This is a genomic window from Methylomonas sp. BW4-1, assembly GCF_052474385.1.
Genome location: NZ_CP184125.1, coordinates 1,436,084 through 1,457,958 on the forward strand (window position 1 = coordinate 1,436,084; position 21,875 = coordinate 1,457,958).

Sequence of the window (21,875 nt, forward strand, 5' to 3'; positions counted from 1 at the left end):
TTATGCAGGTTCGTAAGGGGGATGCTCAAGGCGATACATAGATCCATTCCTGGGTCTTAAAGTTATAGCTCCACCAGTCCATGTAATCGTAGGTTACATCGTATATCAGCGCTGGCCGGCCGCCGTGGGCATCGAAATACACGCCGCAGCAATCGTGCGCTGCTCGGGAATCAATTCCCATATCTTCAAGCTTATTGGGGTATCGCTGGTGTTTTAAATAAAACATTTCGATACTTTTTGCGATTTGATCGCTTTTGGCTCTGACGCCGTAGTGTCGATAGATGTGGAAAACGAGTACGCCGCTTAGTGATGTTATGACAACGGCAATCGCCGTCAGGCGTGTGGCGAGTTGCCGGGGCGAACGCCAGCAACGCAGGATTTGGATAACTTGGTAGAGCAGTGCTGCTATGGCAATCGGTATGATGATGTAGGCAGTGAGTCGCTCACTACATAAAAAGGTTGCAATGGCAAATAGGATTACGGTGCTCTGATTTGCTTTAAGCAAGGGTAATATTTTATTCACGGCATCCTACGTGCTAAGACCGGTTTCCCGGTGCATATTTAGTAAGTTGCATCAATCCTTGCAGATGCTTCAGCATGTCCCGTTTGCTAGCGTCAACCCAATGCGCTCAACTTAAGTAGCAACGCCGAAATCAAGGCAGTTTGCAACAAGCCCACGCTGACTATCCAGCGGATCAATTCGCTTTTGGTTTCTGCCAATTTGGCGTCTTGCTTCAGCTCCAGCTCCTTAATGTCGCGCTTAAGGCCGGTTTCCAGTTCCTTTAAGTCGCGCTTGGTCGATAAATCATCCAAATCGTAATCGTGTTTCGCTTGTTCCAAGGTTGCGGAAATGGCGGTTTTTTGCAACTTGGTGATGATTTCCGCTTGCTCTTCGCTAAATCCCGCTCCTTTCAGTTCTTTCACAAATTCATGGGTGTCGAACATGATCGCAGTCATTTTGGTTTCCTAGATGGAGATTTTTTGCTGCATTCTAACACGCGAAAATCCTTGGCAAATACTCTTCAGGCTTCATTCCGGCGCTGGAGTCTCGCCTTGATAAACTGGTACTATAGCCACCTTTAACGATGCAAGGCAAAGGGGAGTTTGGTTTGACACAGGTTCAGGATATTACCAGTCCGATGACGGCCATGGAGAAGCGGGCTACCGTATCGCTGGCCAGTATCTATGCGCTCAGAATGTTGGGTTTGTTCATGCTGCTGCCGGTGTTATCGCTGTTCACCGAACAAATGCCCGGGTCGACGCCCAAGCTGGTAGGTTTGACGATGGGTATCTATGGCCTGACGCAAGCCATCCTGCAAATACCGTTCGGTTTGTTGTCGGACAGGTTTAGCCGCAAGACGGTCATCGTGATTGGCCTGATTTTATTTGTCGCCGGCAGCGTCTGGGCGGCGCTGGCGACCGACATTTACGGCGTGCTGATCGGCCGCGCGCTGCAAGGTTGCGGGGCGATTTCCGCAGCGGTTATGGCCTTGCTGGCCGATTTGACTCAGGAAGTGCATCGTACCAAAGCCATGGCGACCATAGGTGCCAGCATCGGCGTGTCGTTCGGGGTGGCTATCACTCTGGGACCTATCATCGCCCATCATTTCGGCATTGCCGGTATTTTCTGGATGATTGCCGCACTGGCGGCGCTGGCCATTTTGGTGATTCTGTTTGTCGTGCCTAACCCGGAAAAAATTACCACCCACCGCGATGCCGAGTACATCCCTTCGGAGCTGGGTTCGGTCATCAAGAATGCCGATCTGTTGCGCTTGAACTACGGTATTTTTGCGCTGCATTTGATTTTGATGGCCAGTTTCGTAGTGGTACCGCTACTGATGCGCGATGCTGGTTTGCAAGGTGGGAATCACTGGATGGTTTATCTGCCGGTGTTGGTGACATCGATGGCGATGATTATCCCCTTCGTGATCATTGCCGAGAAAAAACGGCAGATGAAGAAGGTGTTTATCGGCGCGATTTTTACGTTGGTGATTGCCAATGTCGGTTTTGTGCTGTTACACGGCGAGTTGATCGGTTTGATCGCCTGCTTGTGGATATTCTTCTGCGGTTTTAATCTGTTGGAAGCGACCTTGCCCTCATTGATTTCCAAAACCGCGCCCGGTGATCTCAAAGGTACGGCCATGGGCATCTATTCCAGCGCCCAATTCCTCGGCGCGTTTTTAGGCGGTGGCGCTGGTGGCTGGTTGTACGGCGAATTCGGCGCCGCGGCGGTGTTTATGTTTTCGGCGGGCGTGGCCGCCAGCTGGATAGTCATCGCGCTGTTCATGTCGCCGCCGCGCTACTGGGCCAACCTGCTGTTGCCATTGCAGGCGATCAAACCCGAACGCGGAGCGGAATTTTCCAAAGCTTTGTTGGCGATTAACGGCATTGAAGAGGTACGGCTGCATTTTGAAGAAAATGCCGCGTATCTGAAAGTCGATAACCAGCAACTCGATAAAAATCAATTAGGTATTTTTTTGAAGCAGTGGCAGTAAGCCGCTGTTACTCGCAATTTTTACACGGAGAACACCATGCTGAATAAAGTTATGCTGATCGGCCGCCTCGGCGCCGATCCGGAAGTGCGCTATATGCCGAGCGGCGATGCTATTACCACGATACGGTTGGCCACCGATAGACGCTGGAAAGATAGGCAAACCGGCGAGCGCAAGCAAGAAACAGAATGGCACCGGGTAGTGTTTTTCAGTGGTTTGGCGAAAATCGCTGGCGAATATCTGAAAAAAGGTAGCCAATGTTATGTCGAAGGCCGTATCCGTACCCAAAAATGGCAAGGCCAGGACGGTCAAGATAGGTACACCACCGAAATCGTTGCCGACAATATGCACATGCTGGACAGTAAAAGCGGCGGCACTGCCAGCTACTCGGACAATAATACTCCGCCGGCCAGTAGCTATGACAATCGCTCTTCCGGACCTTCAGGCCCACAAGCTGCGCCGGCTTCCTATGACGATTTCGACGATGATATTCCGTTTTGACCCTTACCTTAGAAGACGCAAAAAGCCCCTACTCAGGGGCTTTTTTATAGCGCGCGAAATCTGTTTGTTCTGCGCCGTCTAAAACGCCACTTTACATATTATCCGCTGTCTATAGATGCTAGAGCCCCTCGATATTTGCCGCAATAAACTCATCTGGTAAGCTAGCGTTCTAGAGGGCTACCTAAAGCACGGGGGGCATATGTTTTTCGGTTTGCGTAACATTTTCATAGCGGCTGACAAAACGTGCCGGTTGATACTTGCCGAGCAGCGTTGGCAATACACCGGGTCTCACGCTGCGACTGTCACCGATTCAGTACGTTCGTTAGTTGTTTTTAGACTGGCAGCTACACACCTGAATTGCAGCGGCATTGCTAATAAAGTGGCGGCCGGCATTGTTTTGCATGGATAACTTTTGCATTTTTATGCGTTGCGCAACCGCTGAATGTTGCAGGGTTTATCGCGGTGATTAAGGACACGCTGATTAAGTTCTTCGACCCGCTCAGGGTTAACCAGCAGCGCAATCGGCGTGCTGAGCGTTTTCTGCAGATCCGCTTCCAACGAATTCCCATCCACTTGACTTCAGTTCTATCTGTGGCGATACCTATTGCTGCCGGCTTGCTGCAATGGTCGCTACGGTCCGCGCTGTCGCCCCTGACCTGGAGTTTGTTCTACCCGGCGGTATTTTTAAGTGCCTACTTGGGAGGAGTGCTTAGCGGCCTGCTTGCTACCGCAATGGCCGTTTCAATGGGTATCTATTTTTTTATCCCGCCTGAGGGAAGTTTTAACATTGCGGACGTGCGCTATTACTATTCCACGGCGATTTTTGCCTTTATGGGACTGTCGTTTAATCTGGCTTTCGAACAATTGCGCCGCTCCAAAGCCGAGTTGCAGCGCATTGCCAGTTTGGAATCGGAGGTTAACCACCGGCGTTTGAACCAAGCGCTTCGTGCTGCCAACGCCGGTATCTGGGAGTGGAATATACAGACCAACGAAAATCAATGGGATGAAGGTTTGTGGCGCCTGTATGGCTTGGAGCCGTTTGCTTGCCAAGCAAGCTACGACGTCTGGCTGTCCACTGTGCATCCGGATGATCGCGCCATCGCACAAGCGGCAATTCACCAAGCGGTACAGCAAAATATCGAGTTGAACGTGGAATGGCGGCTTGCCGCACTAGTCGACGGCCGGGAGCGTTGGCTGATGTCGCGTGGTCAACCAGAGTTGGATGAGAAAGGTCGGCCTCTACTCTATCGAGGTATTGTCTTAGACATCACCGAACGCCGGCAAATCGAGCAAAGCCTGATAGAAAAAGAACGGCTGCTGGCAGATTCTCAGGCCGTGGCTCATATTGGTTCTTGGGTTCGCTACCTACCTGGCGGCCAAGCGATGTGGAGCGAAGAAACCTTTCGGGTATTTGGCCTATCACCCGAAACCGATCAAGCTTTATCCATGGAGCAGTTGTTGGAAACGGTGCATCCCGATGACCGTGCCGCCAGGCGAGCCTGGCATCAGGACTGTTTGGCGGGTAACAGCGGTAACGGTTTGGAATACCGTATTTGTACCCCGCAAGGACAGCAGCGTTGGGTGTTGTCCAAAGCCAAACTGGAAACCAAGGCCGATGGTCAACCCTGGCGCTTGATTGGGACCGTGCAAGACATCACCGAAGCTAAGCTCGCGGCCGCGGAAAAGCAGCGTTGGATCGATGCTTTCCGCTATTGCGGGCACGGCATAGCCATAGGCAACCCCGAGACCGGCCGCCTGGTAACCTGCAATCCGGCGTTTGCCGAGATGCTGGGTTACGACAACGCCGATCAGTTTGAAGGCCAACTCATTCTGTCCCTGTACGCGCCGGAATACGTCGAATCGGCTGCACAGCGTCTGCATGAAGCCGACCAATTCGGCAAAATACGTTACGAATCGGTTTATCGGCGCCAGGATGGTTCTAAGTTTGACGTGGCGGTGGATTTGGTCAGCGTCAAAAATGCCGAGCAAAAGGTGATGTATCGGGTGGCCACGGTACAGGACATCAGCGTGCGGAAAAAACAGGAAATGGAATTGCTGCAATATCGGGATCATTTGCAGAACCTGGTCGAACAACGGACGGAACAGCTCAACCAAGCCTTGCAACGCGCAGAACATTTGACGCAGGTAAAAAGCAGTTTTGTGGCGAATATGAGCCACGAAATCCGCACGCCGATGAACGCGGTGCTGGGGTTTTGTTATTTGCTGGAACAACACACGCTGAACGAGGAAGAACGCAGTTTGGTGCGGAAAATTCGTGATGCCGGGCGTTCTTTGTTGGCGATTATTAACGATATTCTGGATTTTTCCAAAATCGAGGCCGGGCGCCTGGAGATCGAAAACCTGCCGTTCCGGCTCAGCGATATGTTCGATCACCTTGCGGCCTTGATGGCGGCGGCAGCCGACCACAAAAATCTGGAATTGATTATTATCCCGCCGGCCGGTGTCGATGCTCTGGTCGGCGATGGCCTGCGCATTCAACAAGTCTTGATTAATTTACTCGGCAACTCGATTAAATTTACCGAAAAAGGCGAAGTCGTGTTGCGCGTGACTGTCGATGATTGGCAAAGCGGCGATACGGTGGCGGTGCGCTTTGCCGTCAGCGATACCGGTATCGGTATTTCCGAACCGCAATTGGACGATGTGTTTGCCGCCTTTACCCAGGCAGATAATACAATCAGCCGCCGCTTTGGCGGCTCCGGCCTTGGCTTGGCAATTTGTCGCCAGCTGGTGAATTTGATGGGTGGCGAGTTACGGGTAAACAGTGTAGCCGGCCAAGGCAGCGAATTTTGGTTTGTCCTGCGGTTGCAGCGGCATCTTGACTGCAATCCGGCGCAGTCTCTCCCGCATTTGCACCATTTGAAATTGCTGGTGGTCGATGATTGTGAGACTACGCGCGAAGCCGTCAATACCTCGGCGCGAAGTCTTGATTGGCATGCCAACGCCGTCGACTCGGGTGAGGCGGCAATCGTCGAACTGCTCGCCAGTCTGGAACGCGCCGAGCCTTATGACGTGCTGCTGCTGGATTGGCCTATGGCGGATGTCTACGGTACGAGTATAGCCGAAGCTATCCGCGCTTCATTGGCGGCGGTTAACGCAGATCAGCCGCGTATAGCCATTATCTTGATGATCAGCTCGTCTTATTCCCGGGAACTGCTGGCGGTTGATGCCGACATGAAGTATGTCGAGGGGATATTGAGCAAACCGGTAACCCCTTCCGCATTGTATAACGCCGTCGCGGCGGTATTGTCGAAATCCCCGCCGCTGCCAGTTTTGCCGGATAAGTCGTCCAATTTGGCAGGCACTCGTATGCAAGGTCTGCGGATATTGGTGGTGGACGATAGCGACATCAATCGCGAAGTGGCCAGGCGCATTTTGGAGTCGGAGGGCGCGCAAGTCAGCTTGGCGTGCGACGGCCAAGACGCGGTGGATTGGTTGTTTAAAAACCCTGGTGCTGTGGATTTGGTGTTGATGGATGTGCAAATGCCGCGCATGGACGGTTATGCCGCCACTCGGCGGATACGCAAAAATCCGGCGTGGTCTGATTTACCCATCCTGGCACTCACGGCCGGCGCCTTTAAAAACTTGCAGGAAGCAGCGCTGGAAGCCGGTATGAACGATTTTATCGCCAAGCCCTTTAACGTACCGCAAATGCTGGCTTTGATCAGGCGTTGGACCGGAAACAATTCGCCACTCGGAGTGACAGGGCTGGCATCCGGCGATCTGGATGACGGGTTGATTCCCCGCGGCCAATCCGCCCCACGCATTGTGCCGACAACTCCAGACCCAGACGATTGGCCGGGAATCGATGTTAACGCCGGCCTAAAAATGTGGCATAAGCGCGATCTTTACCAGGCCTATCTGGCACGCTTTGTCGAGCAGTATCGCACAGCCGGACGGGACATTAGTGTCGCTGCCGAGCAAGGTCAACTTGCCGAGCTTGCCACCCTGACGCACAAGTTAAAAGGCGCGGCTTACGGTTTGGCTCTGACCGAGGTAGCCAAACGCAGCGTCGAACTGGAAACGGCCTTGCATCACAGTCAGCCGTTGGGCGCGGCCGCCGCAGCGCTGCAACAGGCGCTTGACGTGGTGATCATCAGCATCGGTAACTTAAGCGCAAACTCCCTGTCACCGCTTGATCACAGTGCTCAAAGCGAGGCGCCCGATGGTATCAAACCCTTGTTAAGCGAATTGTTAACGGCGCTGGATGAAGATAACCCCGGTCATGCCGAGCGCCTATTGCTGAAATTGGTGGGCTTGGTAGATACCGAGTTATTGGCGCCGCTCGCGACAGAAATTCGCGACTATAATTTTCGGCAAGCTGAAAGCTTAGTTCTGGCGTTAATAAGCCAGCTCGATATACCAAAACAGTAAGATACCCATGCCTAATAATCCGATTTTGATCGTGGATGACGAACCCGCGAATTTGGCGATACTTCGTGAAATTCTGGAGCCTACCTATCGTTTGGTGTTTGCGCGTAACGGTGAGGAAACCCTGCTGGCAGTTGCCAAACACCGGCCAAGTTTAATTTTGCTAGATATTCAGATGCCGGATATGAACGGCTACCAAGTTTGTCGGGCTTTGAAAGCCGATCCGGTCACCGAAACCATCCCGGTCATATTCGTCACTGCTTTATCCGACTTGGGCGATGAAGAGCAAGGGTTTGCGGTGGGTTGTGTGGATTACTTGAGTAAGCCTGTTGTACCCAGTCTGGTGCGGGCGCGAGTAAAAACCCATTTATCATTGGTAAGAGCGACGCAGTTGGAAAAAAGCCACCGCGACGCCATCTATATGTTGGGCGAAGCCGGCCACTATAACGACAACGATACCGGGGTGCATATTTGGCGGATGGCCGCTTATGCTAAAGCCTTGGCCTTAAACGTCGGTTGGACGTGTGCCGATGCCGAATTACTGGAGTTTGCCGCGACGATGCATGATACCGGCAAAATCGGCGTGCCCGATGCGGTACTGAGTAAACCGGGTGCGCTGGATGAAGACGAATGGCGCATCATGCGCCGGCATTGCCAGATTGGTTACGATATTCTGTCAAAAAGCGATGCACCGATTTTTAAACTGGCGGCCGAAGTGGCCTTGTCGCATCACGAAAAATGGGACGGCACCGGCTACCCGAATGGGCTGGCTAACCTCAATATTCCCGAATCGGTGCGTATTGTCGGGGTGGCCGACGTGTTCGACGCGCTGACCATGCGCCGGCCTTATAAAGAAGCATGGCCGGTCGATAAGGCGGTCGCGACTATCCGCGAAGGCGCCGGGCAGCATTTCGATCCGGCGATGGTGACCTGTTTTCTAGATATTCAACCGCAAATTTTGCAAATCAAGGCCGACTGGGAAACGCGCGAATTGGCGAAAACTTGATAGTTACTGATAAGCTTTTTGCTGCCGACATGCCAATTTTGATGATGCAGGGCTATTCAGTCAGAGCAGTTGCTCCCGGCTATTTTTAGGAAAAATACTTCTCAGTCGGCTATTGCCATGCGTCGGTGTTCTGCGCATACTTGCGGCTAAGTTTTATCAGTATCAACAGGGATGAAAACGTCAAAAATCCTACCGCCAGCCATCAATAGTGCTCCAAGCTGCGCCATCAGCGCGATTCGCCAGGCAAAGACTTTGGAAATCTCGCTGTCCGGAGACTGGGTGCTGGATGCGCAATTACCCGCTTTGGAACCCATACTCGCGCAGATTGAAACCCAGGCTATCGAAAAAATTGTCGTGTCTACGGCGGCGCTTGGCCGTTGGGACAGCATGTTGGTGACTGAATTAATTAAGCTAATTGATTACGCCGAGCAAAAACAGGTGGCTGTGGATAAGACCAGCTTGCCGGCATCGATTCAAGGCTTGCTGGCTCTGGTTGCCGCCGTGCCGGAGCGCGTCGATGCGCACCGCGAGCAAACCCAGAGGTCGTGGTCGCAGGCTTTGGCGGTCAGCACCGGCAAAGCCATTCAGCATGGCAAAGAGATGCTGATTTTTGTCGGGGAAATGATGATCAGCACCTTCGCTACGCTGCGCGGACAAGCCCACTTTCGCCGCCAGGATTTATGGCTGTATATTCAAGAGTGCGGGCCGTCGGCGCTGCCTATCGTCACCTTGATCAGCTTGTTGGTAGGGTTGATTCTGGCCTTCGTCGGCGCGGTGCAGCTGTCTTTGTTCGGTGCGCAAATTTACATTGCTAACCTGGTTAGTCTGGGCATGACCCGGGAAATGGGCGGTTTGATGACGGCAATCATCATGTCCGGCCGCACCGGCGCCGCGTATGCCGCGCAGATTGGTACGATGCACGTCAACAGCGAAATCGATGCGTTAAAAACCATGAACCTGGACCCGATGGCTTTTCTGGTGTTGCCGCGCATGTTGGCCTTGATCATCATCATGCCGCTTTTATGTCTTTATGCCGATTTGATGGGCATCATCGGTGGCGGCTTTGTGACGGTGAATTTTTTTGACGTGTCGCTGACCGAATATCTGGACCGCACTGCCCATGCCGTGAAGATGAAGGATTTTATAATCGGCTTCGTGAAGTGCTCGGTGTTCGGCATTTTGATTGCGCTATCGGGTTGCATGCGCGGCATGCAATGCGGCCGCAGTGCCTCGGCGGTCGGCGATGCCGGCACCTCGGCGGTGGTCACGGCCATCGTGTTTATCGTCGTTGCCGACTCGGTGATGACTATCATCTGCAACCGGCTGGGGATTTAACGATGGTCGAGGCCTGCATTACAGTAAAAAATCTAACCATGACTTACGGCGATTTCGTGATTCAGCGCGATCTGAATTTTACGATCAATCGCGGCGACGTGTTTATCATCATGGGCGGCAATGGCTGCGGCAAAACCACCTTGTTACGGCATATGATAGGCTTAAAGTCCCCGGCAAAAGGCGATGTCTGTTATGGCGATCAAGGCCTCTGGCAAGCCAATCCTAAAGCCCGCCAGCAAATTCTGGCGCGCACCGGCGTGTTGTTTCAAAGCGGTGCTTTGCTCAGCTCGATGACCTTAGCCGAAAACGTCGCGCTGCCGATTACCGAAGCCACCCAGTTGCCAGCTAAAAAGGTGCGGGAGATTGTCTCCTATAAACTGGCGCTGGTCGGCTTGGCCGGATTTGAAGATTATTATCCCTCCGAACTCAGCGGCGGCATGCAAAAGCGCGCCGGCTTAGCGCGGGCGATGGCCCTGGACCCGGAGATTCTGTTTTTCGACGAACCGTCCGCCGGCTTGGACCCGATCACCGCCAAATTGCTGGACGATCTGATTCTAAGTTTGAGCAGCGCTTTGTCGGCCACCATCGTCGTGGTCACTCACGATCTGGACAGTATTTTCGCGATCGGCAACAATTCGGTGTTTCTGGATGCGGAAACCCGTACCAATATCGACGGCGGTTCCCCGCAAAAACTGCTGCACGAATCCAAACACCCCAACGTGATTCGATTTTTAAATCGCGGCGACCAAACCGAGCAAAATAGCAATCATCGACACATGAGGAGTCCGGCGTGAGCAAACAAGCCAATCCACTCGCCATCGGCGCGTTTTTGGTCGGCGCGTTGATCCTGCTGACGGCGGGCGTGATGATCTTTGGCGGCAGCGATTTTTTTAAGGACAAAAAACGCTTCGTGATTTTTTTCGACTCGGCTTTGAACGGTTTGAATGTCGGAGCACCGGTTAAATTACAGGGCGTGCAGATCGGCAATGTCAACGAAATTTCCTTGGTGATGGATTCTGCAACCGGCCGGATTTTCAAGCCGGTGGTGATCGAAATCGATCCGGCCTTGCTGCAAGATTTGTCGGTACAGCAATCCGGCGGCCACAGTAAAAAACAACGTATGCAGGATGCGCAACGGCTGATTGATGCCGGTTTGAAGGGGCGGTTGGAGACGCAGAGCTTGCTGACCGGCTTGTTATATGTCGATCTTAATTTTTATAGCGATAAACCGGTCAACCTGATTAAGCTGGATTACAAAAACCTGCCGGAACTGCCCAGTGTGCCAACCACCGTTGACGAAATCCGCAATACCGCCGATGAAATTCTCAATCGAGCACGTCAACTGCCGGTCGAGGAGATGATGAAGAATTTGGCGGATACGCTCAGCGAAATGCGTAGCTTGCTGCAATCCGACGACACCAAAAAATCGCTGGCTGCTTTAGCCAAATCCTTGCAGGAAACTCAACGTTTGATGGGGACGTTAAACAATCAGATCGAACCGTTGATGAGCAATGCCAATGGTGCTTTAAGCGATACCCGCACCACCTTGCACGATTTCAACCAGGAATTATTGCCGGTGTTGAAAGCCGCCGAACAGAGTCTGAACGCAGCTACCAAGATGATGGAAGGTTCGCAAAATGCCCTTAATGCCGTCGAAACCTTGGCCGCCCCTGATGCGCAACTCGGGCAAGCCTTGGTGGAAATGCGTAATGCCTCGCGCTCCTTAAAAGATTTGACCGAGTCGCTGGAAAGGCGGCCGGAGTCGTTGATATACGGCAAATAGATTGGGTTGTTAACAGGTTTAACCGGATGAATATGAAACACATCATTTATTTACCGATGCTACTTTCAGTGCTGCTGCTGGCCGCTTGCAGCAGTCAGCCGATACAGTTTTATATGCTCAGCGCCGAAACCGGCGCGCCGTCGGCTGTCGTGTTACCGCCCGATACGGTGTTGGGATTGGGCCCGATTCATTTGCCGGCGTATTTGGACCGGCCGCAGCTAATTACTGCGCTGAGCGAGCATCAGTATGAATTGGACGACCAACATCGCTGGGCCGAACGTCTGGATGACAATATTGCTCGGGTTTTGCGGCTTTCTCTAGCCAAACAACTGGGCATAGACCAAGTGGTTCGCTATCCATGGGCACCGCGTCAGGCTATCGATTACCAAATTAGCTTTGATATTCTCGAGTTACATCAAACCGCTAGCGGCCAAAGCCGCTTCTCCGTGCAATGGCAATTGAAAAAAGCCGAACAAGTCTTACTTGGCAAACGCTTCGAATGCAGCGAAGCGGCAGGTAAGGGCGCCGAAGCCAGTGTCGCTGCGCAAAGCCGTTGCTTGACGCGCTTGAGTATCGAATTGGCTAATGAAATAGCCGGACTGGGCTCAATCCATGGCCGTTGAAAGCGGCTAAGGCGCTCTGATTGTTCTGCTGGAACGCCATTTTTTAGGTGTCGCTGCTACGGCTTATTTGCCATCCAACACCACGATTCCGTCCCATGCCAAAGGCGGCATTTCACTATAGTGTAAAGCTTTTTGCAGATAAAAACGGCTGGGTCCGTCGTTGGCGTCGACAACGAGTGCTGCTTGGAATAGGCGAGTGGCCTCCGGCCACCGGCCTTCCTGGAATGCGGCCAAACCGTCGGCAAACAGAGCGTGCATTTTGTTCGATGGGGGATCGCCGCTGATTTTTCCGACGACTTCCACTAGATTCAATGGCTCCGCACGGCCGACGACGCGAAACGTACCTACCGGTCGGGTAACGATGCCCTCTAAGTCGGTTGCGATGCTCTGCGCTGCCAGAATCCGCGTACCTAAATACTTGTTCACCCCCTGAATCCGCGACGCAATGTTGACCGTATCACCAATAGCCCGGTAATGACTGGAGCTGCCGGCGTCCAGGCTGCCCAGCGTTAGATCCCCTTCATGCAAGCCGATGCGGGTGGCGAGTGGTTCCTGGCTGGAGGAGAGGTTGAAAGACGCCACCGCCGTGGCCATTTCCAGCGCGGCCAAGCAGGCGCTGCGGCGTTGTTGCGTTGCCGGCGCATCGAACCACACCGCCATCATCGCGTCGCCGGTCACATCGGCTATGACACCGTCGTGGGACACTACCGGATGCCCCAACACCTGGTAATAGGTATTCAACAGCGTCCACATTTCCCGGGGTGAATGTTGGGCGGCGATGGCGGTGTAGTCTTCGATGTCGGTGGCTAGACACAAACCGGAAACATCTTTTTCGCTTTTAGCGATGCCGGCGTTAGCGCTTTCGGTCCATTGTCCCGGCGCCGCCGGCAACATGCCGACCCATTGCGGAAACACTCTACTGACGAATTCAAGTATGCGCCCACGTTCGCGCATTAAGTCGTAGCGCGACCAGGCCAAGCTCAGCAGCCAGGATAGCGGCAATTGAATTAACAACGGCCCGGCGACAGGCACCCACCAATAGCGCTGCCCGAACAACCAGACAGACGAGCCGGCGTAAGCCGAGGCAAACACCAGGCTGAGGACGATGCCGGGCCAGCCGGCAAATCCGACCAGCAACAGGGCGATAAGTAAGCCGAATAAGCTCGAAATTAGCCAACCCGGCGCAGGTATTTCGATAAAACGATCTTCCAGCAAGTTGGCAAATTGCGTGGCCATGATCTCCACGCCGGCCATTTTGCCGGTGCGCGAATCGGAATAAGGGGTTGGGAAAAAGTCCGATTTGCCGGGCGAAAATTGGCGGTTGGCGCGGCCGACGAATATCACTTTACCTTGTAAGTCTTCAACCTTACCTTCGTAAACATCGGCGTACGATTCCATTCTCAGCGTGCGCGGCGGGCCGTAGTAATTGAGATAGCGGCTGTCGCCTGCACAGATCAATTGCTTGGCGCGCTGGTCCAGATTAGGTGAGTTTGCACACGCTCGGCGCTGCGCAGTCAACCAAGCCGACAAGGGTTGTTCATTCGGATAGTCGCTGCTCGCTTGTTGGTAATAAAACCAGGCCAAGACCGGCAGGCTAGGTGCTTCGGCGAGCGCATCGTAAAAGGTCCAGGACTCGCGGATAGGGTCATCTTCCGAGTCGTTAATCAGATAAAACGGCGAGCTATCTAACGCCGCCTGAGCAATTGCTGGCGTTGGCGACAGTTTGCGCATGACTACCAGCCGCTCGGATAAGGTTGTCGCTGGTTCGCCTTCGCGGGAAATAGCGGGCATTTTATTGCGGTCCGAACATTCTTCCCGCCCGTAAAAGTCCTCGACACCTCGGCGAAATTTTTGCACGCACTCATTGATCAAGACCTTGCCGGCAGCGCGCATTGCATCAGCTAGAATAGGGTCTACTCTGTGATTGGGGGCGATAAATTGCAGATCGAATACGATCAAACTCGCGCCTTGGCGATTCAATTGGTCAAGCAGCTTTGCATGAAACTCGCGCCAGCGGGTCAAGTCTTGACCCACGCCAAAGTGAGTCTCGGACGCTTCATCCATCGCGACAATTACCATCTGTTCGGGTGTTGCTTGCGGGCCGCGGATTTTGAATAAGGTGTCCAAACCCAGTGTGCTTTCCGTATCGAACGCTAAATCTACCAGCGTGCTTAGCAAAAACCCCAGAACGGTGATAACGGCGATGCGTAACGAACGGGGCATAAGGAATGCCAGTCTGGACAATAGATATGACGGCGGACTGCACGCGCGATCCACCGTCATCAATTTAGAGGCTTATATACAGAAATTAATTGAATGCTTCGTCGATTTCTTCTTGTGTATAACAGATTTCATATTGGTAGCCACTTAAGTAATAAGTATTGCAATATGATGCTATTTGTTGAGTGGGTGATGAGTTTGATGGCTGAGAAAATCCTGGTTCATCCATAACGCTTAATGAGTTTTGCGATGGAATATTATATTTAACTATTGAGGGAGAGCAAAGTTTTCCGTTTTCAGAAGGGGAAATTGTCGAGTTTAATGGCCTAGCGTTATAAATAGCTGAGTTACTTTGTGATTTATTGCATCTCTGTTCTTCTTTGTTGTTTATATCACGTAAATCGGTTATCGCCTGTGTTCTTAAGGTGTTTTCTGTTTGATTGGTATTGCTTTGTGAATTTTGACTATATATTGACAGCAATGTGCTAATAAAGATAGAAATAATATAACTTGTTTTATTATTCATTTTGTTAGTCCAGGTAGGGTGGTAATAGTTAAATAACAAGCTTTTCGCAACAACTCAGAATACTGAATACCGGAAATTATTTAAAATTTTCTAGCAAATAAAATAAGCCGTATTAAGAGCTATTTTGTCTAATACCTTAGTAAATTTCTAATTGTTAACTCCAATATTATGGGGGCGCAAGTTTCTGCCAAAAACTCATATTACTCAAGCGCTTCGTCGATTTCTTCTTGTGTGTAGCAGAATTCGTATTGCTCTCCATTCAAGAAAAAAGTGTTGCAGTATGATGCTATTTGTTGAGCGGGTGATGAATTCGATAATTGAGAAAATACTGGTTCATCCATATCATTTAATGAGTTTTGCGATGGAATATCATATTTAACCATTGAGGGAGAGCAAAGTTTTCCATTTTGAGGCGTGCCGTTTACCGGGTTTAATGTGCTAGCATTATAAATGTCTGAGTTACCTTGTGATTGAATGCAACCCTGTGCTTCTTTGTGGTTGATAGTACTTAAATCAGTTGTTGCCGGGCTTATTAAGGTACGTTCTGTTTGGTCGGTATTACTTTGTGAATTTTGGCTATAGATTGACAGCAAGGCGCTAATACACATCGAAGTAACATAATATGTGTTATTTTTCATGTCGGTAGTCCTGGTATAGGTTTATTGGATAAGTAATAAGCTTATTGCGCAAACTCAGCGCTCATAGTCGAAGCAATACTCGTATTGGTTTCCTCCGACCAACACGACGTTGCAATCAGAAGCTAAATAAAGTGGCGTCGGCGTTGCCTGAGTCGCATCGATCTTTTGAACGTCAGGTTTAACTATTTTATGGCTTATAGTACTTAAATCAGTTGTTGCCGGGGTTATTAAGGTGTTTTCAGTTTGGTTGGTATTACTTTGCGAATTTTGGCTATAGATTGACAGCAAGGCGCTAATAAACATAGACGTAATATAAGATGTGTTATTTTTCATGTCGGTAGTCCGGGTATATGTTATTGGATAAGTAATCAGATTATTGCGCAAACTCAGCATGCCAATATTGAGATACGGTTTGAATTTGTCTAGCAGATAAGATGAGTTAAATTTAGGGGCGCCCTACCTGTTTGTCAAGTGTTTTTCGATAAATTTTATGAATAAATTTCAATCCGCCTATATTAACTTGAATATAAAGAAAAAGAAGGCAGAGATACACTTATTCAGTAAACTTAGATTAATAAAAGCACACAAAGGCTCCAGGAAGTTCCGAAGCCTTTGTGTAAGATTCGATTACTCTAAAAGGTCGGCGAGTTCTTCATCGCTTATACATTGTTTATATTCATAGCCGTTAGCATAAATAGTAGTGCAGTATTCTGCTATTTGTTGAGCTGGTGATGAATTAGATAACTGAGAAAATACTGGTTCATCCATATCATTTAATGAGTTTTTCGATGGAATATCATATTTAACTATTGAGGAAGAGCAAAGTTTTCCGTTTTGAGGATTGCCGTCTGCCGGGCTTAATGTACTGGTATTGTAAATAGCTGAGTTACCTTGTGATTGAATGCAGCCCTGTGCTTCTTTATGGCTTATAGTACTTAAATCAGTTGTTGCCGGGCTTATTAAGGTACGTTCTGTTTGGTCGGTATTACTTTGTGAATTTTGGCTATAGATTGACAGCAAGGCGCTAATACACATCGAAGTAACATAATATGTGTTATTTTTCATGTCAGTAGTCCTGGTATAGGTTATTGGATAAGTAATAAGCTTATTGCGCAAACTCAACGCTCATTGTCGATACAATTTTCGTACTGATTTCCGCCGGAGTACACGACGTTGCAATCAGAAGCTAAATAGAGTGGCGCCGGTGCTGCCTGCTCCGATATGGTTTGGGCATTATCGATCTTTGAAATATTAAATTTAACCATTGAGGGAGAGCAAAGTTTTCCGTTTTGAGGATTGCCGTCTGCCGGGCTTAATGTGCGGGTATTATAAATAGCTGATTTACCTTGTGATTGAATGCAGCCCTGTGCTTCTTTGTGGCTTATAGTTCTTAAATCAGTTGTTGCCGGGGGTATGAAGGTATTTTCGGTTTGGTTGGTATTACTTTGTGAGTTTTGGCTATATATTGACAGCAAGACGCTAATAAACATAGACGTAATATAATGTGTGTTATTTTTCATGTCGGTAGTCCGGGTATGGGTTATTGAAAAAGTAATTAGCTTATTGCGCAAACTCAACGCTCATTGTCGATACAATTTTCGTACTGATCTCCGCCGGAGTACACGACGTTGCAATCAGAAGCTAAATAGAGTGGCGCCGGTGCTGCCTGCGCCGATATGGTTTGGGCAGAATCGGTCTTTGAAATGTCATATTTAACCATTGAGGGAGAGCAAAGTTTTCCGTTTTGAGGATTGCCGTCTGCCGGGCTTAATGTGCGGGTATTATAAATAGCTGAGTTACCTTGTGATTGAATGCAGCCCTGTGCTTCTTTGTGGCTTATAGTTCTTAAATCAGTTGTTGCCTGGGGTATGAAGGTATTTTCGGTTTGGTTGGTATTACTTTGTGAGTTTTGGCTATATATTGACAGCAAGGCGCTAATAAACATCGAAGTAACATAATATGTGTTATTTTTCATGTCGGTAGTCCGGATATAGGTTATTGGATAAGTAATAAGCTTATTGCGCAAACTCAGAATGCTGCTTAGCGGTAATTGAAGTTGTCTAGTAAATAAACTGAGTCAACTCTAAGGGTGTGCTACCTGTTTGTCAAGTATTTTTCAATAAATTTTATGAAATAAAGTTGAATACAATGCTTATAAAGATAATTTTATAAATTAGTTTTTACGGCTCCCACTTGCGCGGGAGCATTATGTTGTTTTCGGTAGAGTAACTAGCTAATTTGCCGCGTAAGTTGCTTTGCCACTGATCCCTGTTTTTTATAGTAAATTTAACGTTGCCTGCCGCAATTCTCGTATTGGTCGCCGCCGGATGAAAGGACGTTGCAATGCGAGCCTTTATAAAGGGTGGTAATTGAAATAACAATCCGGGCAGGCTTCACTTCGCCGTCTTTTTTTATTTCACCTTGTATGGTTTGCTTGCTGAGTTCCAATGCTGCTTTAAGTGCCGGATTATCGTCAATAAGCAAAGTGGCTTTACAGTTTTCGGCTGCGTCTTTGGTGGACGACTGTACTTTTTCGGCGTTGCGACGAGGATCGGATTTATTTTGAATACAAGCCGATAGTTCCTGACCTGTCTCCGGATCTAGTACTGCTATTTTTGCAGTGTCAAAATTGACGCCACTTGCTAAGGCGACCCTTTGATCAACTAGTGTTTCAATACTTTCATTCGATCCGCATCCAAAAATAGAAAAACTGCTAAGTACTATTAGAATAGGGGTTTGACCGATAACTTTTTTCATTATACTTCTCCTGATTTTTTAAAAAGCCCTTATAACAAATTAATAAAACAAGCTGAGTTTTACAAATAATTGCCGTTCAGGGGTAAATGGGCTGATTTGCGGGCCGCTAGCATCGAAATTACTTTGATAGTTGAATTTATTGTCAAATAAATTCCTAACTTCAAAATTAATCGAGCCGAGTCTTTTTGGCAAACGGTAGCCGGCAGCAGTATCAAACGTCCAAAAGCCTTCGCTTTGGTATTCTAACGGATTGGCGATAAAGTCAGTCGCAGTTGCAACGTGTTGATTAACATAGGTGCCACTTACTCTTGCAAAAAAGCCGACCGGATGAAAGAAGTTGACAGAAACGGGTATTTGATGAGTTGCGATGCTTTGTGGGAGATTGAGGGCGCCGTTGCCCGCCCTATAGGCTCTATCTTGTTTATCAAATTGATACTCCGTTTTGAAAGCTAGCCATTCTTTAGGCGCCCAGTAAATATAAGCTAAATGCGACAATTCGTTACGATCTTGAAGTGTCAATACGCCGTTGCTGGTAAAGGGGTGTCGGCTATCTCGCCAGCTAAGTTCGCCGCCGACGAATACGGTTTTTAATGGATGGTAATCGAGTCCCACGCCATATCGCCAAGCTCTAGCATTGTTATTATCATCAAAAAACTGGTTAAATCCGGCTATTTGCGTTGGCTCAATTGTTTGATTTGCGGCTAGGCGTCGATTCAACGTTTTAAATGCAGCTCCTCTCAAAGTTAAATTCTCTATCGGATTCCAAGTAATACCAAACTTAGGGTTAAGTTGTTGCCGTTTAATAAGGTCTGGATTCTGTGTGGAGACGGTGGATGAACCATCCGAATAAAGGGTCGCTGAATTCACATCGATTAATTCATTGTCCAAATAATCAAAGCTGAGTCCCAAGGTTGTCGTTAGGTTTTTCGGTAAATATTGTTTCGAGTATATATAGCCATTGAAATGGTGCGTTTGGCTGGCTGTTTTTGACGTATCCGTGAGGGGGTCTGGGTCGCCATTGATAAAGACATTTGTATTATCAAAGTTTATATCGTTCCTTAACTCCAGATGGCCCAACCCGGTTATTAATTCAAAGGAGTGCGGGCGGTAAAGATATTGTATTTCTGTTTGATAGCCTTCGTTTTTGTTTAACCTGGATGTATCGTCAAGGTTGTCGAAGTCAGGATCGTCGGTGAAGGCATGTAGGAAGTTATTATGGGTGAGTTCCTTTCTCCTGGTATAAAAAAATGAACCGATCACATCCTGTTCAGGATCGATTTTATAGTGGCCGCCAATTCTTGCCGTGTCTTGCTTGATAGTCTGTCTAAGCGTTTCATCGTGAAATCCGTTCAAACGCATCGGGACGTCGCCAGCTCTGACGTTTTCCGATTTCAACTCGACTTGCAGGCTAAAATCCGGCGTGAAGGCGTATTGTGCAAAGGCGTCGTAGATATTTTGCTGATAATCGTCGTTTTGCCGAAAGCCGTCGGTTCGGTAATGGAACTGGCCCAGACTCATCGATAGTTTGTCGTACACGCCGGAGACTATGGCGTTATCGGTTTTGGTGTTATTGCTGCCGTAGGCGCCGTTCAGAACCATATGCGCGCCGTTGCCGGTGTACAAGGAATCGTACTCGTTGACCGATAAGCTGCCCGGCCCGGTATTATTCAGAATGCCGATATTTTCCCCGGTTAGCTGTGGTTGCACCGGGGTGATATTAATCGGTTGTAGCAACTGCGCCTGCAACAGTTCGCTGGCGCGGGCAACGCGGTAGCGCGGTTGACCGACGTAAGCATCAGAGAGAAAACGATGCGCCGACGGGTCGGTGGCATCGTGACCCAAGGACTTCCAGGCTTCTTTCAACGCGACCCGGCCAAAGCCCAAGTCGTTATAAATGCGCGCCAGATTGGCGGTGCGGGCTGCGGCGTCTTCGTCCAGCAGCAGTTTCGAGCGGTACACGCCACGGTTTTCGTTAAGTTCTATGGACTGCTGCATGTCGCGCAGGGCTTCGACTGGGCGATTGGAGGCTTGCTTGAGCAATGCATCGTAAAAATAAGGTGTTGGATCTTTTGGATCGCGTTGTTTTGCCAGGTCGAATTGATCACCAGCCAAGTCGGGGCGTTTTTTTTCGTAATAGGCTTTGCCCAAATAACTACGCAGCAAGGAATTATTCGGGTCGAGAATGGCGGCAATTTCCAGGTCGCGGCGGCCAGCTTCAAGGTCGCCGCTGCGGATTTTCGTTAGACCTAAACCCAGTCTCGGTAGTGGTGCGGTAGAATCCAACTGTACGGCAGATTCGAAATGCCGTAAGGCTAGGGCGGTATCCACTCGGAACAATTGCGAAAAGCCCTGCGCGGTTTGAGTTCTTTCCAGATTGGGGTCTAGCATAAATGCCTTGGTTGCCGATTCTGCACTTTCCGAGCGTAAGCCCAGGGCCAATTGCAGTTCGGACAGTCGCGCCCAAGTCATCGCATCGTTAGCTGCTAGCTGACTGGCATGCTGTGCCGCTACCAAGGCTTTTTCCAGTTCGAATCCGGCTTGTTGGCTATACGATAAAGCTGAATAAGCAGTAGCCGATTGCGGATTTGCCGTCACCGCGCGCTCGGCCAGATTCAGTGCGTCGGCTTTGCGATTTTGGGTTAGCGCCACAATACTTTCCAGCGCCAAAGCGTCCGCGTCATTCGTATTGCCGGCGCGTAAGGCTTGAATGTCCTGCATCGCCAACTGGCTTTGCCCGGCTGTTAGTCTGATTGCCGCGCGGGTTTTCAAAAACTCTGTGGACTGTTCAGCCGGCGGTGTCCGGTCCAGAGTTGTTAGCGCCAAATCGATCCGGCCTTGCCGATAATTCTGTATCGCGGCGCGTAGAGCAGGGGCTATAGCGGGATCGGACGCGGAATAGGGCAATAGTGGCGGGTAATACAAGGCCCAGTTCACCGCATCGGCGGGTTTGAGGTCGATTTGCGCACGTGGGGCCTGGCCCAACAAGGTCTGACCCGCTTCGCCGGCTTTCAGGTGAATGTCGCCGTAGGTATTGAAAAAGCGCACGGCACCTTCGTAGACCCACAATTCGGCGCTGGCATCATCGGCGCGTAGCGCAAATTCGGTGCCTTCCGGGCCGGCGTTGGCGATGGGTGTGGTGATTTGTAACTGCTTGGGTGTGCGGCTGATGAAATGCACAAAGCCCTTCAGCAAATCGACTAAACTGGGCTGGCTGGGGGCTATGCCGTTTAAGGTCAAGACGGTGCCTTCGGCCAAACGCAGCGTGATGCCGTTCGGAAGTAACAAAGACGCACGGCTGTACGCTTCGACTTTAACTCTGCTGCCTTCGCAAAGAGTTTGTTCCAATTGTGCCGGTTGCCATTGGCCTTGCGCGCCGGCGTCGTAATATAAACTGCCTTGCAGCGAAACCAGTCTGGCGGCTTTTTCCACGCTACAGCTTGTCGCGGTCGCATCGGTTTCCGCCAAACACATTGGCGCAAATAAAACCATGAAGCAAATCACAAGGCAGCGCATTTTATCTCCGAAAGATGTTTTTTTTTCGGATGATAAAGTCTGAAACCCTAACTGATCAAGGTAATAATTAACTTTGCTCGGGATTTTCTTAT

The 21,875-nt window shown here is 50.0% G+C and carries 19 protein-coding genes; 8 read left to right on the top strand and 11 right to left on the bottom strand.

Going from position 1 to position 21,875, the window contains the following annotated elements; genetic code table 11:
* Positions 1-25: 25 nt before the first annotated feature.
* Positions 26-523, bottom strand: a complete 498-nt coding sequence (locus tag ACH5Y9_RS06675; RefSeq protein WP_445369017.1) for a hypothetical protein — start codon at positions 521-523, stop codon at positions 26-28.
* Between the two features lie 92 nt (positions 524-615).
* Positions 616-957 carry a coiled-coil domain-containing protein gene (locus ACH5Y9_RS06680; RefSeq protein WP_445369018.1) on the bottom strand — a complete coding sequence of 114 codons (342 nt, stop codon included), beginning with the start codon at positions 955-957 and terminating at the stop codon, positions 616-618.
* A gap of 152 nt (positions 958-1,109) precedes the next feature.
* Between ACH5Y9_RS06680 and ACH5Y9_RS06685 the strand changes: the two genes are divergently transcribed.
* The 8 genes from ACH5Y9_RS06685 (at position 1,110) to ACH5Y9_RS06720 (ending at position 12,129) form a co-directional block, all read left to right on the top strand.
* On the top strand, positions 1,110-2,495 hold the full coding sequence (locus ACH5Y9_RS06685) for an MFS transporter (RefSeq protein ID WP_445369019.1): 1,386 nt from the start codon (positions 1,110-1,112) through the stop codon (positions 2,493-2,495).
* Between the two features lie 36 nt (positions 2,496-2,531).
* Positions 2,532-2,993, top strand: a complete 462-nt coding sequence (locus tag ACH5Y9_RS06690) for a single-stranded DNA-binding protein (protein WP_033158801.1) — start codon at positions 2,532-2,534, stop codon at positions 2,991-2,993.
* A 462-nt stretch (positions 2,994-3,455) separates the two neighbouring features.
* Positions 3,456-7,385: a response regulator gene (locus tag ACH5Y9_RS06695; protein WP_445369020.1), complete on the top strand. Its 3,930-nt coding sequence runs from the start codon at positions 3,456-3,458 to the stop codon at positions 7,383-7,385.
* 7 nt (positions 7,386-7,392) lie between these two features.
* Complete coding sequence (locus tag ACH5Y9_RS06700; RefSeq protein ID WP_445369021.1) at positions 7,393-8,388, top strand: response regulator; 996 nt, start codon at positions 7,393-7,395, stop codon at positions 8,386-8,388.
* A 171-nt stretch (positions 8,389-8,559) separates the two neighbouring features.
* Positions 8,560-9,723 carry an MlaE family ABC transporter permease gene (locus ACH5Y9_RS06705; protein ID WP_445369022.1) on the top strand — a complete coding sequence of 388 codons (1,164 nt, stop codon included), beginning with the start codon at positions 8,560-8,562 and terminating at the stop codon, positions 9,721-9,723.
* 2 nt (positions 9,724-9,725) lie between these two features.
* A complete protein-coding gene (locus tag ACH5Y9_RS06710) occupies positions 9,726-10,517 on the top strand; it encodes an ABC transporter ATP-binding protein (protein WP_445369023.1) in 792 nt (263 codons plus the stop codon).
* A complete protein-coding gene (locus ACH5Y9_RS06715; RefSeq protein WP_445369024.1) occupies positions 10,514-11,506 on the top strand; it encodes an MlaD family protein in 993 nt (330 codons plus the stop codon). The genes ACH5Y9_RS06710 and ACH5Y9_RS06715 overlap by 4 nt, the downstream gene beginning before the upstream one ends.
* Positions 11,507-11,538: 32 nt before the next feature.
* Positions 11,539-12,129, top strand: a complete 591-nt coding sequence (locus ACH5Y9_RS06720; protein ID WP_445369025.1) for a PqiC family protein — start codon at positions 11,539-11,541, stop codon at positions 12,127-12,129.
* 63 nt (positions 12,130-12,192) lie between these two features.
* Here ACH5Y9_RS06720 and ACH5Y9_RS06725 read toward each other — a convergent pair whose 3' ends face one another.
* The 9 genes from ACH5Y9_RS06725 to ACH5Y9_RS06765 form a co-directional block, all read right to left on the bottom strand.
* Positions 12,193-14,352, bottom strand: a complete 2,160-nt coding sequence (locus ACH5Y9_RS06725) for a CHASE2 domain-containing protein (RefSeq protein WP_445369026.1) — start codon at positions 14,350-14,352, stop codon at positions 12,193-12,195.
* An 85-nt stretch (positions 14,353-14,437) separates the two neighbouring features.
* Positions 14,438-14,875 (bottom strand): hypothetical protein, encoded by a 438-nt coding sequence (locus ACH5Y9_RS06730; RefSeq protein WP_445369027.1) that lies wholly within the window; start codon positions 14,873-14,875, stop codon positions 14,438-14,440.
* Positions 14,876-15,075: 200 nt separating this feature from the next.
* Entirely contained in the window at positions 15,076-15,513 is a 438-nt protein-coding gene (locus ACH5Y9_RS06735; RefSeq protein ID WP_445369028.1) for a hypothetical protein, read from the bottom strand.
* A gap of 54 nt (positions 15,514-15,567) precedes the next feature.
* Positions 15,568-15,846 (bottom strand): hypothetical protein, encoded by a 279-nt coding sequence (locus ACH5Y9_RS06740; RefSeq protein ID WP_445369029.1) that lies wholly within the window; start codon positions 15,844-15,846, stop codon positions 15,568-15,570.
* Positions 15,847-16,140: 294 nt separating this feature from the next.
* Positions 16,141-16,578, bottom strand: coding sequence for a hypothetical protein (locus ACH5Y9_RS06745; protein ID WP_445369030.1), 438 nt, complete (start codon positions 16,576-16,578; stop codon positions 16,141-16,143).
* 53 nt (positions 16,579-16,631) lie between these two features.
* Positions 16,632-17,033, bottom strand: coding sequence for a hypothetical protein (locus ACH5Y9_RS06750; protein ID WP_445369031.1), 402 nt, complete (start codon positions 17,031-17,033; stop codon positions 16,632-16,634).
* Between the two features lie 53 nt (positions 17,034-17,086).
* On the bottom strand, positions 17,087-17,488 hold the full coding sequence (locus ACH5Y9_RS06755) for a hypothetical protein (protein WP_445369032.1): 402 nt from the start codon (positions 17,486-17,488) through the stop codon (positions 17,087-17,089).
* A gap of 311 nt (positions 17,489-17,799) precedes the next feature.
* Positions 17,800-18,270, bottom strand: a complete 471-nt coding sequence (locus tag ACH5Y9_RS06760; RefSeq protein ID WP_101053309.1) for a hypothetical protein — start codon at positions 18,268-18,270, stop codon at positions 17,800-17,802.
* A gap of 39 nt (positions 18,271-18,309) precedes the next feature.
* Positions 18,310-21,783: a FecR domain-containing protein gene (locus tag ACH5Y9_RS06765; RefSeq protein ID WP_445369033.1), complete on the bottom strand. Its 3,474-nt coding sequence runs from the start codon at positions 21,781-21,783 to the stop codon at positions 18,310-18,312.
* Positions 21,784-21,875: the final 92 nt, after the last annotated feature.

Coding starts and splice junctions, on each gene's coding strand:
- ACH5Y9_RS06680 (WP_445369018.1), bottom strand. CDS start 957: ATGACTGCGATCATGTTCGACACCCATGAATTTGTGAAAGAACTGAAA.
- ACH5Y9_RS06690 (WP_033158801.1), top strand. CDS start 2,532: ATGCTGAATAAAGTTATGCTGATCGGCCGCCTCGGCGCCGATCCGGAA.
- ACH5Y9_RS06700 (WP_445369021.1), top strand. CDS start 7,393: ATGCCTAATAATCCGATTTTGATCGTGGATGACGAACCCGCGAATTTG.
- ACH5Y9_RS06705 (WP_445369022.1), top strand. CDS start 8,560: ATGAAAACGTCAAAAATCCTACCGCCAGCCATCAATAGTGCTCCAAGC.
- ACH5Y9_RS06710 (WP_445369023.1), top strand. CDS start 9,726: ATGGTCGAGGCCTGCATTACAGTAAAAAATCTAACCATGACTTACGGC.
- ACH5Y9_RS06720 (WP_445369025.1), top strand. CDS start 11,539: ATGAAACACATCATTTATTTACCGATGCTACTTTCAGTGCTGCTGCTG.
- ACH5Y9_RS06725 (WP_445369026.1), bottom strand. CDS start 14,352: ATGCCCCGTTCGTTACGCATCGCCGTTATCACCGTTCTGGGGTTTTTG.
- ACH5Y9_RS06730 (WP_445369027.1), bottom strand. CDS start 14,875: ATGAATAATAAAACAAGTTATATTATTTCTATCTTTATTAGCACATTG.
- ACH5Y9_RS06735 (WP_445369028.1), bottom strand. CDS start 15,513: ATGAAAAATAACACATATTATGTTACTTCGATGTGTATTAGCGCCTTG.
- ACH5Y9_RS06740 (WP_445369029.1), bottom strand. CDS start 15,846: ATGAAAAATAACACATCTTATATTACGTCTATGTTTATTAGCGCCTTG.
- ACH5Y9_RS06745 (WP_445369030.1), bottom strand. CDS start 16,578: ATGAAAAATAACACATATTATGTTACTTCGATGTGTATTAGCGCCTTG.
- ACH5Y9_RS06750 (WP_445369031.1), bottom strand. CDS start 17,033: ATGAAAAATAACACACATTATATTACGTCTATGTTTATTAGCGTCTTG.
- ACH5Y9_RS06755 (WP_445369032.1), bottom strand. CDS start 17,488: ATGAAAAATAACACATATTATGTTACTTCGATGTTTATTAGCGCCTTG.
- ACH5Y9_RS06760 (WP_101053309.1), bottom strand. CDS start 18,270: ATGAAAAAAGTTATCGGTCAAACCCCTATTCTAATAGTACTTAGCAGT.
- ACH5Y9_RS06765 (WP_445369033.1), bottom strand. CDS start 21,783: ATGCGCTGCCTTGTGATTTGCTTCATGGTTTTATTTGCGCCAATGTGT.